The following is a 12,198-nucleotide window of genomic DNA, read 5'->3' on the forward strand; positions in this document are numbered from 1 at the left end:
TCAAATTTGACACTGTGTGGAGCGTCATCTTTCATATATCTTAGATATACGAATGAGTGAAAATATTAATTGTTTTTTTCTATACACTATATGATGCAATAGATGCTTTATGAACTACAATTAATTAAAAAGAAACAAAATATAGATATAACCATATTTTGTTTCTTAGTTTATAAGTTATTTTTTAACTCTTTTTTTCATTGATTTAACAATAAAGAAAGTTGCCATACCAAAAGTTACAATTCCGGCTAAAGCACCTAAAATACTTCATAAAATAACATTTGTTTTGTTTGTTTTAGGTTTTTTAGAATTAATTGAAACATCTTCTAATTCTTTTTCATTATTAGAATTATCGCTTTCTGTCACTGAACTTTCATCAGTTGTTGTATTTGAATTGGTTTGATCCCCTGTTTCAACTGGATTATTTGGTTGTGATTCAGATGTTGAAGAATCATTAACTTGATCTATCTTTCCATCAGGACTGGAATCTGTTCTAGAATCAGCAGTTTTTGGTGAACCCGTTTCTTCTTCTCTTGAAATATCACTATCTGATGGCTCTGTCGGTTCTTCAACATTAGTTCCTATATTTGTTTCGATTTCGCCTTCAGAGCTTTCCGATTCACGTACACTATCGTCAATTGTTGGTGGATTATTATTACTTTCTGCTTCAGATGTATCAGATTCTTTTGAAATCGCATTATTTTCTTCAGGACTTGAATCTGTTCTAGAATCATCAGTTTTTGGTGAACCCGTTTCTTCTTCTTCTCTTGAAACATCACTATCTGATGGTTCTTCAACATTAGTTCCTATATTTGTTTCGATTTCGCCTTCAGAGCTTTCCGATTCACGTACACTATCGTCAATTGTTGGTGGATTATTATTACTTTCTGCTTCAGATGTATCAGATTCTTTTGAAATCGCATTATTTTCTTCAGGACTTGAATCTGTTCTAGAATCATCAGTTTTTGGTGAACCCGTTTCTTCTTCTTCTCTTGAAACATCACTATCTGATGGTTCTTCAACATTAGTTCCTGCATTTGTTTCAATTTCACTTTCAGAACTTTCTGATTCACTTACACTATCATCAATTCTTGGCGGATTATTTTCTGCATCTGATTCGCTAGGATTATTATTTGTATTAGTTCCAGAACTTTCTTCTAATTCTTTATTTTCTTCATTAACTGCTGTGCCTTTATTTAATTCATTAATTGGCACTTCAAGAGTATGAGCTTTAATCCCAAATACAACATTATCATTTTTACTATTTACTCATTGATTATTATTTTTATAAAAGCTCAAAGTGTCTCTAGTTTCATCACTTGCCATCAAATCAACATTTTTTTGGCCTTTATTAGTGACATCAACTATGATTGAAAAATATTGGCTTTTATTTAAAATAATTTCTTTATTTAAATCAATTGTATAAAATCCTTTATCGCCAGAATTTGGAATTTCCACTTTTTGAGTTAATTTTAATTCACCATCTTCAGGATTAGACATTGAAGAATTTTTAACATAAATTTTGATTTTAGCAGTAATATTTGAGCCTCTAAGTGCAAAATTAATTGACTTTAATTTTTCTATAATTTCGTCATTTGCTTTTTTAACAGGAAAAATATTTGCCATTGTTCTTTCATTAGTACCAGGGAGTTCAAATAAAGAAAATGAATTTTTTGTATCATAATAGTAAGTATTTTGATATGCATTATTATCTTCTACTTCAACTGCCATTACTTCATGAAGTAAATCTAATGAATCGTATGAAAGCATAAAGTAGCCCTGACCATGCATTCTAGTTCCTCAACTATTTTTAATAATAAAGCCACCTGTTTGTTTCGGTGTTTCAGGTCCAAAATTAGATTTATAATAATCATCGTTTCAGCCCACAATAACTGAGGCATGATTTCCGATATATCTCTCTTTAGGTGATTTAGTTACAATAATTGAATTTGGTTCGTTGTATCAAACGGTTTCAGGATGAAAATTCATTCGATTAAAAGCATAAGCAACTCCTACAGAACCGTATTTGGCAATCGCTAATTTAATATCATTGATAGTATGATTAATTTTTACAGCATTTTTAATTTTGGCAATTGTAGGGTTATTAAAATTAGGAAACTCAGTTTGATTAGTTTGAGCAATTGGGGATGTATTTCTCATCAAACCATTAAATGCGTAAGATAAATGATTTCCTTCGCCTAAAAGTCCTTTTCATTCTTTAGCATCGAGATTTAAATTTAACTTATCTGCATTGTGATTTCAACTATTACTTATGTAATCAATTGCGTGTTCATCAATATCTAAAGAATTTTTAGTGTAATTCCCTATATTATTTTTTAAAATATTAGTTTCTAACATTGAAGCAATTGTATATGCTCAACAAAGGCCTTCATGACCTTGATTCTTAACACTAGTAACTAAATTGTATTCTCTTGCATCAAAAAAAGGCATTCTTGCAATTTCTTCTGGGCTTTTAGTTTGAAAAAGCTCTAATTTTGGTGCGTCAGAATTAGCTGATGTGGTTGTGCTTATCGCACTAAAAGGTATCAATAAACTTGGGCTAACTAATAAACTAGTTAATATTTTTTTATTTTTTAATTTCATATACTTATTTTAAATAAATATTAATATTTTTATAAAGTATTTTAATGAAAGTCAAATTGTTGAAACAAATATTGTTATTTTATAAGCTTTTAATTGTTAATTTATGATATTTAATTAATTGTTAGTATATCTAGATCTTTAGGAATTCTATTTATTGCATTTTGTAAAAATAAACTAAAACTTCCTTGTATAGCACAATTATCAATAAAATTATCAATATTTTTTAATTTGTTGATTAATTTATTTATTGTGTTTAATTTCATTAGGATATTTTAAACAATTATATTTGTTCAATTTCTTTTTAATGTTTTCAATTAAAAAATAATAAGAGAAATCATTTATTAAATATAAAAATATGTATATTGGTAAATAAAAAACAAAATACATAAAATCTCTATAAAAATGTAAATCAAAATACTCTTCGTAAGTCATTGGGTTTTCTTCGTGGAACGCATAAATTTTATAATCAGTTGTATTTACTATAGTTCTGAAAAAATAAGCAACAAAACAAATTAAAATCAAAAATAAAATAAAAAACGATGAATTTATTATTTGAGAAATGTTTTTTAATTTATAGGTTTTATATTTGTTTTCTAATTTTAATGGAATAAATCAATTAACTATTTGAATTAATAACAATGTTATCAGTATATAAATAGTGTAATAGTTTAATCCTTCTGTTAGTTCAAAATCAAGTCATGCATTACTTAAAAAAGTATAAGCTCCAAAAAAAGAAATAAGATATTTTAAAAATATATTTAAATATTTCATTAGTATTCACTCCAATTCGAATTTTCTGCAAACCAATCTTTTCGTTTTTTAAATTAAAAAAATAATTTTTACTATACATTATAATTATATTATTTTTATTTTAATAGGTTAGATTTATCAATCTATGTAATACAAAAAACTATTGGTTTTTATTTAAATTAAAATAAAAAATATATTGCACTTTTTCAAATATTGAGATTACAAAAAAACAAATACACCTCGTTTATAGGTATATTTGTTTTTACAACTAATTATTATTTTGTATTGATGTCTCAAATTCAACTTTTGCTGTATTTAAATTGTTTTTAGTTGATTCTAAAGTGCTTAAGCTTACATAATTATTAGCATAATTGTTTTGTGCAACAGATAAAATTTCTTTCAATTTATCTAATTTTTGATTAGCTTCTCTATTGTTTGTAGTATCTGGATTTGAATCGATTATTTGTTGAACTTCAGCAATGAGTTGGTTTAAATGGATTTTATTAGCTTGAATTCTTTGTTTATTATTATTTAAAATTTGTAATTGTTCTTGATAAACATGATCTAAATTTACTAATACATCTTCAAGCTCTGATAAATCTTGTGAATTATATTTTTCTTTGGTTTCTTCATTAGCATTATTTAAATCGGCTAAAGAATTTGCAACAATTAAATCTTTATCTTCAATTTCTTCAGGGATTGAATATTGGTTAACTAAATTAGTCACTGCTAAAATTTTGTCCTTTAAATTAACTAAGGAATTATATTGATCTTCATAAGTTGAAAAATGGGTTTTAATTTTAGTAATTAATTCTTTTAAATCTAGATCACTAATATTTTTAGTATTATCTAAAATCATTTTTTCATTATTTAATCAATTCAAAAAACTTTGATTTAAAGCTTTAATGCGGCTATCGCTTAAATCTTTATTTGCTGTTGATTTAGTTTTAATGTTTTCAATGAATTGATTTGCTTTGACCAATTTTTCATTTTGTTTTGTATTATCAATTTTATTTTTATTATTAGCAAGTAAATAGGTTAAAGTTCCAATTGTACTAATTCCCACAATAGTAGTAATTGCTCCTAAAGAAATTCATATTTTTTTATTTTTAGCCATTGTTGCTCCTTATTTAAGATACTAAAGCAATTAAATTTTATATGATTATTTTTAAAAACTAGGATACAAATTCTAGCGAAACTGGGAACTTAGGATATTTTAGGAGTATTTTTTATATCTTGGTAAAATTTAAAATGTAAAAATATGGGGTTATTTTATGAATAAAAACAAAGTTATTGAAAAAATTATTAATGAATCACTTGAAAAAATTATGTCTGATCGTTTCGGAAAATACTCTAAATACGTTATTCAACAAAGAGCGCTTCCTGATGTTAGAGATGGCCTTAAACCAGTTCAAAGAAGAATTTTATACTCAATGTTTGGGCTTGGTTTAGACTTTGATAAACCATATAAAAAATCAGCTCGTGTAGTTGGTGATGTTATTGGTAAATATCACCCGCATGGTGATTCATCAGTTTATGAAGCCATGGTTAATATGGCTCAATGATGAAAAAGTAATGTGCCACTTTTAGATATGCACGGAAATATCGGATCAATTGATGATGACCCTGCAGCTGCTATGCGTTATACCGAAGTTAGAATGTCAAAAATTACAAAGTACATTCTTAATGATATTAAGAAAAACACAGTAACTTTTGCTCCTAACTTTGACGATTCTGAAATTGAACCAACTGTTTTACCTTCGATTTTCCCTAACATTTTAATTAACGGAACTAAAGGGATTGCTATTGGTATGGCTACTGAAATGCCACCACATAACTTAGCTGAAATTATTGATGCAAGTATTTTTAGAATTAAAAATCCTAAGTCTAATTTAGAACAAATTCTTTCAATTGTAAAAGGTCCTGACTTTCCAACTGGTGGGGTTATCAAAGGAATTAAAGGAATTGTTGAAGCCTTTGACAAAGGGAGAAACGAAAAAGAAAAAATTCGTTTATTTGCTAAATATAGAATTTTTGAAGATAAAAATAACAAATATATAGAAATTACTGAAATTCCTTTTGGTGTAATTAAATCTAAGTTAGTTTATGAAATCGATATGTTAATTAACAAAAAAGATATTGATGGAATTGAAGAAATTAAGGATCAATCTGACCGTAATGGAATTAACATTTTAATTACTCTTTCAAAAGATGCTAATGAACAAAGTATTTTAAGTTACTTAATGCAAAAAACTCAGCTCCAAGTTACTTATTCATACAACAATGTTGTTATTGATCAAAATTCACCTAAAAACTATGGAATTTTGGGGTTATTAGACTCATATTTAGTTCATGTAAAAGAAATTAAAACTAAAACTTTAATTTACGATTTAGAGAAAAATAAACTTCGTTTAGAAATTGTTGATGGATTTATTAAAGTTAGCGAAATCACTGATGAAGTTATTGAAGTAATTAGAAATGCTGAAGGCTCAAAAGCTGGTGTTATTGAAGCTCTTATTCAAAACTTTGCCTTCACTAAAAACCAAGCCACAGCTATTGCGGAATTAAGACTTTACCGTCTTAGCAAAACAGATAAGCAAGCTTATTTAAATGAAAGAGAAGAACTTTTAAGTGCTATTTCTAGAATCGAGCTTCTTTTAAACAATGAAAAAGAATTTAACAAATTCATCATTGCTCAACTTAAAGAAATTAAAGATCAATTTGCAACTGAAAGAAAAACAATTATTGAAGAAGATGAATTTGACTTTAGCTACGAACAAACTGACTTAGTTAAAGAAGAACAGGTGCAAATTGGAATTTCTCGTTTTGGATACTTAAAGAGAATTTCACAAAAAGTAGCTGAATCTAACGCAATGCTAACTTATGCTCTTAAAGAAGAAGATTATCTTATTAGATACAACACTTTTAATACATTAAATAATTTATTAATTTTCACTAACCTTGGAAATTACGCAATTGTCCCAATTTTTAAAATTAGCGAATCAAAATGAAAAGATTTAGGGGTTCATTTATCTGAATTTGTCAATGTGCGTCCAGATGAAGAAATTGTTGCTCTTTATGAAGTAGATTCATGAGATAAAAACCTTTTTGTGGCGCTTGGAAGCCAAAAAGGAATGTTCAAAAAAGTTGCTTTAAAAGAATTTGAAGTTTCTAGAATTAACAAAAAATACACAGCTATGCCACTTGCTGATAATGATAAAATTGTTAATGCAACAATTAGTGATAACACTAAAGATATTGTAATTATTACTAATAGTGGATATGTAACTCGTTATTCAGAAAATGACATTGCGCAATATAGTCCTAAAGCTAAAGGAAATAAAGGTTTATACCTTTCGTTAAATGATCAAGTTGCTAACTTTGAAACTTTAAACCCAGATCAAAGTCTTGCAATGTTAAATAGTGATAGAATCTTTAAATCAATTCCGCTCACTAAAATTCCATATATCCCTAAAAACATTAAGGGAAAACAAATTTTTAAAGACTTTAAACTTAATGAAAAAACACTTCTTTGAGATTTAACTATTTATAATGATGTTTTAGATATTTTAGCTAAAGATGATGATCAAAAAAGTTATTTAGATAACTTAGACAATATTTATCAAAAACAAGATGGACACATTAAAGCTAACATTGATAACCTAATTATGGTTAAATTCAACAAAAATGCTAAACTTAATTTTGATCCAAGTCAAAAAACCAAGGTTGTTCAAAACATCAAAGAAGAAAAACAATCATATTCAATTTTAGAAAAAGAGCTTTTTGATCGCGAAAATAGCTTAGATGAACTTTTAAGTAGATTGGACAAAAATTTAGGTAAAAAATAATCACATTCGCTTGCTAATGCAAGCGTTTTTTCTTACTTGTTTTTTCTCTATCAAAGAATTTTTAAGTATAAAAAATGCTAATGCTCACTATTTATAGACTTATTAGTTCACTCCAGTATAATCTTCACCCAAAGATAAAGACACAACAAAAGCGCGCCTTATGTCAAGGCTTTTCTTGTGTCTTTGAAACATCAATGCAACCGATAATTGAGAAAATTGTTCTAAATATGCAAAAAAAATGAAATATGATTATGTCCATATTTCGTATCCTTGTTTAAAATTCAGGGTTTTTAATTTAAAGGTAACTCAATTTGCTTATTGAAGGTGTATATTTTGTCAGGTTCTTTTACGCTTGAACGAGCTTGTAATTCAAAAAGAACTTTTCATGCATTACCATTCTCATTTAGTTCGGAAGTGACAATTTTATTAATTTGAATATCATTAAAGAAAAAACGCTCTTTTTCCGCATTGCTTATTTTATGAACTTCAAAATCAGAAATTTCAAGCTTGTTTCTTGGTTTATTTACTGATTGCTCTTTAATTGTGATTGAAAGAGATTTGGTTGCAATATAATCTGTAATTAACTTTTTGTTATATTCTTCATAAAGATTTGTTCCAATGTTTATTGGAGCAGCCTGATTTTCAAGGAAAATTTCAAGAACATCCCCAGGAGCATTAAAACCGTTATCAATACCGCTAATTGCACTAGTCCTAAATGTTAATAATACTCATTTTTCGAATCTTAAAGGATTTTCATCTAAAACGTGATCAGTCGTTAATTCTTCAGAAGCGATTTGAGTTTCTAAAGCTCTAACAATTTGACCTTCTTTGATTAATCACACATCGTTTTTACCATTTTCAGGATTGACGAAGTTTATTTCTTTTCCTATATTTTTAGGATCAAGGTGTTCATTAATATATGAAGCACTGTAATTGTGTCCAGGGTGCCCTTTGTAATAAATATTATAATCTTGAGCATATTTAGAAGCTATATATTTAACTCTATCAATATCTGAATCATAACTTGTTCCAATTATAATTATTGAAGGTTTCTGGTTTTGCTGATAATCACCTTTTACTATATCCCTTTCTTTTTCTCAATCTAAACCAATAATTTTTCCTCAGTGTGTAAAAAGTCTTTTATTATTTCTGTCTCTGGTGCTAAAAATAAAATCTTTAATTTCTTTTGGAGAAAGATTTTCACCCGTAGCACCTTTTTCTTGTTCAAAAAATGGCTTGATATTTCTAATTTTTTTATTTGTTAAACTTTTAACTGCGTCATATTCAGAAAGATAACTAACTATATTTGGGTAAAAATTAGTTATTAAATATTGACTAATTCTATCAATATACTTTGGAGCATTTTTTAGAGGAAGTCCTGTTTGAGCGTCTAAATAAAGATCATAAACTAATGGCACATATCTTTGAGAGACTCATTGTCCTGTTGCAAGTGAATCTTCAATACCTACAATTGCAACGTTGTGATATTTATTCACTAAATTTGAATATTCCATTTCATTTCGAAAATGGTCTGAATTCATGAAAAAGTTAATTTTTTTATCAGGGTTTGCAGCTATTATTTTTTCAAAATATTTTATAGCTTCTAAATCAGAAATGGAACCTAAATCTTCAACAGTAGATTTGTTATATGAATTTTGAGCGCTTGATGGGTCTTGCTCAGTTGGTAATTTACGAACATTTTTAAGAAAATCTTCAAAAAATTCTTTATTTAATGGTTTTTGAAAAAGTAATTTTGAAGTATAAAGAAAATGAACTTCACTTTTTGAAAGCATTGCTAATCTGACCAAATTAAAAAAGGGCATAATTCCGTAAGTAGAAAAATATAAATTTATATCAGCTTTATCTTGAAGTTCTAAAATACTTGAATTTGATTTTAATTCATTATTTAGATCATAAGTAATTGTATTTAAAACTGGTGATGTTTTTTGAACTTTTCTTTGGTTAGATAATATAGCTAAGGTTGTTGTAGGAATAGCAATTACAGCAGCACTAGCAGCAGCTGTTAAAATAGCTAATTTTGTTGTTCTTTTCATAACTTAAATTATATTTAAAATAATAAAAGATAAAAAGAATTATAATATCACCATGAAACAGTTATATAAAATTTTTGATTCTAATTTATATAAAAAAAACTTTTTATTTTTTAATGTTATGCAAATAATTGATGTATTAGGATTAATTTTAATTGTATGTGGTGCTTTTTGCTCATTGCCTCTCCATAATATCCTATTACAATTTGACTTAGATATGCTCGGAAATTATACATTTATTGGCCCTATCATTTGGTTAGGAGTATCTTTGATTTTAGTAAAGATAATATTGCTTATTATTTTATTTTTTATTAATAAATCTGATAAATTAAGAAGTGTTTTGGCTATTTTATATAGCTTAATTCTTCCTTTTTGATTTCAAACTTTGGTTAAAAAACAATTAATTGTTAATTCAAAAACTAAAGAAGAACAAAAAGAGATATTTTCTAAACAACTTATTAATAATTTCTTTATTTTTATCTTTCTATTTGTTGTATTTGCTGTTTTAATCGCAACATATACACAGTTTTTTAGAATTTACTTTTATTATTCATATTACAAATTTTTATGAATGGATCTAATTTGTCTTAGTTCTATATCTCTTGTTGTGCTTAATTCAATTCTTTTAAATAGCTATATTAAACTTAAAAAGCTGTAATTAAGTTATAAAACCACATACAAAAAATATAATTTATTTGAGCGTAACTTCAAATACAACAAAACAAAAATACAAAAAAGTATACATATAACCTTGCATTTTCTTCTGTTTTCGAGTTCCTAGCTACAATTCAACTTACAATAAAAAACCACTAATAGGTCTTATTTATAGACATATTAGTGGTTTTAAATATTTTAATTTTCTTTAAGGAAAGTGTTCATATCTATTCAATCCTCTTTACTTGGAAAATAATCAATATTTACAAAGTAATCATAAACATCTTCCATATTTTTAATGTTGGTTTTATATGCTTCTTGTGGGTCTGAGTAATATTTATCTCGATAAATTAAGTTGAAAGTGTTGGAAATTGGGAAATTTCTAAAACTTACAAAAGTTTTGATTTTCTCTTTATCTCAATTTAAATTCGTATTAAGTAAGCTCATTGTGGTAAGAATTGTTGTTGTGGTTGCTTGAATTCCATGTAAAGTAGTTTTTGAATCTCTATTTTGATCAAATAAAATTGACTGATTAATTTTAATATTATTTAAATCATTTGAAAGCATAAGTTCTCAAGCAATATTTGGATTTAAAATAATAGCAATTTGATCTGTATCTTCGCCTAAAAGGAAACTGACATATTCTTTAGCAATTTCTTTATCGTAGCTTGCATGTAATTTAAAAAATCAGTTATATTTTGAAGGCGGATAAAGTTTTTTCATTTTAGCAAAATAATCTTGAATTTCTTTATAAGTACGTTTATTTTGATCAATTCTTCACTTACCATTTTTGTCTTTTTTAAAAAGTGAGGATCCCATAAAAATTAAATTCTTTTTATTTAGATCGTAATGCTCTCTTCCTTGCATTATAAAATCTAAGAAAGTTCCATTTGGCACTTTATTTACCTTTAAAAAGTCACTTACAAAATCATTGCCATTTGTAAATTCAACCATATTAGTAATTTCGTATGGGTTTAATGGATATTGTTCTATTTTGATCTTTGCTCAGCTTTTATTAATAGAATCCATTTCCTTGTTAAATTTATCAATATAACCTCTTTCTAGATTAAATATTTTTACTTTTTCGTCTAATTGCAAGAAATGATGATAATCAATTAGTATTTTGCTTAGATTTTTGTCATTTTGGAACCGATTTCATTTTGTTATTAGCTCTTTCTTGGTATAAAATTTACTTTGTTTTAACACCCACTTTTTATAGTCATCTAGAAAATAGACTTGTTGAGCATTTCCATCGCTTAAAAGAACTATTTTATTAGCATGTTTAAAAATTCAATTTTTGAACTTTTCATTTTCTAATGATATCAGACTTAGTGCAGGTAAATAGAAATCAAATTTGTTGATTCCTGCATCAAGATAAGGTTTTAGATATGTTTCAATCTCATTTACAGATTTGAAAAATGTATGATAAGAGTTATCAATGTTATTAATATATTTAGTGTTATCAATTGTTAAAACTCTTCCATCATTTATATTTCACTGATGATTTTTAAAATCATAAACAGACTTAAATTTAGATGTTAAATGCTCTAAATCAAATCTTTGAGTCCCGGGGCGACTAAGTGCATCAGAAGTTTTTCAAACCTCTGAATTTATAAAAAATAAAACATCATTGTATGGTGTATTTGCGCTACTATTTGCACTAAGCTGCCCAATTGATAGAAGCATACTCGAAAGATAAACCTGTGCTGCATGTCTTGTAATAAAAACACTTGGATATTCATTAGAAGCTGAGTCAATTATTTCATTGATAAACGGACGGAAAAAACTATCTTTTTTGATTAATTTAACACCTGTTTTTAAACCTTTTAGCTCCATTTGCTTGTTACGAAACTCGGTACTTAATTGATCAATTTTATTTTGGTTTTCAATAAAAATAGATTTTTTTGCTTTTAGATCTATTTTGTCATCATATAACACTTTTATTAAATTTTGTAAATTAACTTGCATTTGAATTATTTTTCGATTATTTATTTCAAGATTGTTTTGTAAAATAGCTATTTTTTCCAAATTTTGATTAGATTCTTTTTCTATAATAAGCATATTATTTCAAGAATTAATAATACTAGTTAGCTTATCAGTTTCATATTCTTGATCGGTGTAGCTTTTAGCAAGCATCTCAGCTGTTAATTCTTCTTCGCTTGCACAAGAACTTATTGCAAAAGTAGTTGTTACTAAAGAAGTTGGGATTAATGCTAAATTTCAAATTTTCTTTCTCATAAAATATCCTTAAAAATATGTATATAAATATTATAAATTCATTTAAAAATTAA

At 26.4% G+C, this 12,198-nt stretch carries 7 protein-coding genes; 2 read left to right on the forward strand and 5 right to left on the reverse strand.

Annotated features, from left to right (window positions below):
- Positions 1-177: 177 nt before the first annotated feature.
- The 3 genes from EXC51_RS04215 to EXC51_RS01815 all read right to left on the reverse strand — a co-directional run bounded on the left by EXC51_RS04215 (position 178) and on the right by EXC51_RS01815 (position 4,471).
- The gene (locus tag EXC51_RS04215) at positions 178-2,604 is read right to left on the reverse strand and encodes a C1 family peptidase (RefSeq protein ID WP_223211649.1); all 2,427 of its coding nucleotides are present in this window, start codon (positions 2,602-2,604) and stop codon (positions 178-180) included.
- Positions 2,605-2,844: 240 nt separating this feature from the next.
- A complete protein-coding gene (locus EXC51_RS01810; protein WP_129620247.1) occupies positions 2,845-3,375 on the reverse strand; it encodes a hypothetical protein in 531 nt (176 codons plus the stop codon).
- A gap of 247 nt (positions 3,376-3,622) precedes the next feature.
- The gene (locus EXC51_RS01815; protein WP_129620248.1) at positions 3,623-4,471 is read right to left on the reverse strand and encodes a hypothetical protein; all 849 of its coding nucleotides are present in this window, start codon (positions 4,469-4,471) and stop codon (positions 3,623-3,625) included.
- A gap of 157 nt (positions 4,472-4,628) precedes the next feature.
- Here EXC51_RS01815 and EXC51_RS01820 point away from each other — a divergent pair, with 157 nt between their 5' ends.
- Positions 4,629-7,202, forward strand: coding sequence for a DNA topoisomerase IV subunit A (locus tag EXC51_RS01820; RefSeq protein ID WP_129620249.1), 2,574 nt, complete (start codon positions 4,629-4,631; stop codon positions 7,200-7,202).
- A gap of 290 nt (positions 7,203-7,492) precedes the next feature.
- On the opposite strand, the gene EXC51_RS01825 is transcribed toward EXC51_RS01820, so the two are convergent.
- Positions 7,493-9,256: a hypothetical protein gene (locus EXC51_RS01825; protein ID WP_129620250.1), complete on the reverse strand. Its 1,764-nt coding sequence runs from the start codon at positions 9,254-9,256 to the stop codon at positions 7,493-7,495.
- A 52-nt stretch (positions 9,257-9,308) separates the two neighbouring features.
- Between EXC51_RS01825 and EXC51_RS01830 the strand changes: the two genes are divergently transcribed.
- Positions 9,309-9,911 carry a hypothetical protein gene (locus tag EXC51_RS01830; protein WP_129620251.1) on the forward strand — a complete coding sequence of 201 codons (603 nt, stop codon included), beginning with the start codon at positions 9,309-9,311 and terminating at the stop codon, positions 9,909-9,911.
- A 194-nt stretch (positions 9,912-10,105) separates the two neighbouring features.
- Here the strand turns inward: EXC51_RS01830 and EXC51_RS01835 are convergent, their stop codons facing one another.
- The gene (locus tag EXC51_RS01835; RefSeq protein ID WP_129620252.1) at positions 10,106-12,145 is read right to left on the reverse strand and encodes a hypothetical protein; all 2,040 of its coding nucleotides are present in this window, start codon (positions 12,143-12,145) and stop codon (positions 10,106-10,108) included.
- Positions 12,146-12,198: the final 53 nt, after the last annotated feature.

It is taken from the genome of Mycoplasmopsis gallinacea, from assembly GCF_900660495.1.
In the GTDB taxonomy this organism is placed as follows: Bacteria; Bacillota_I; Bacilli_A; order Mycoplasmatales; family Metamycoplasmataceae; genus Mycoplasmopsis; species Mycoplasmopsis gallinacea.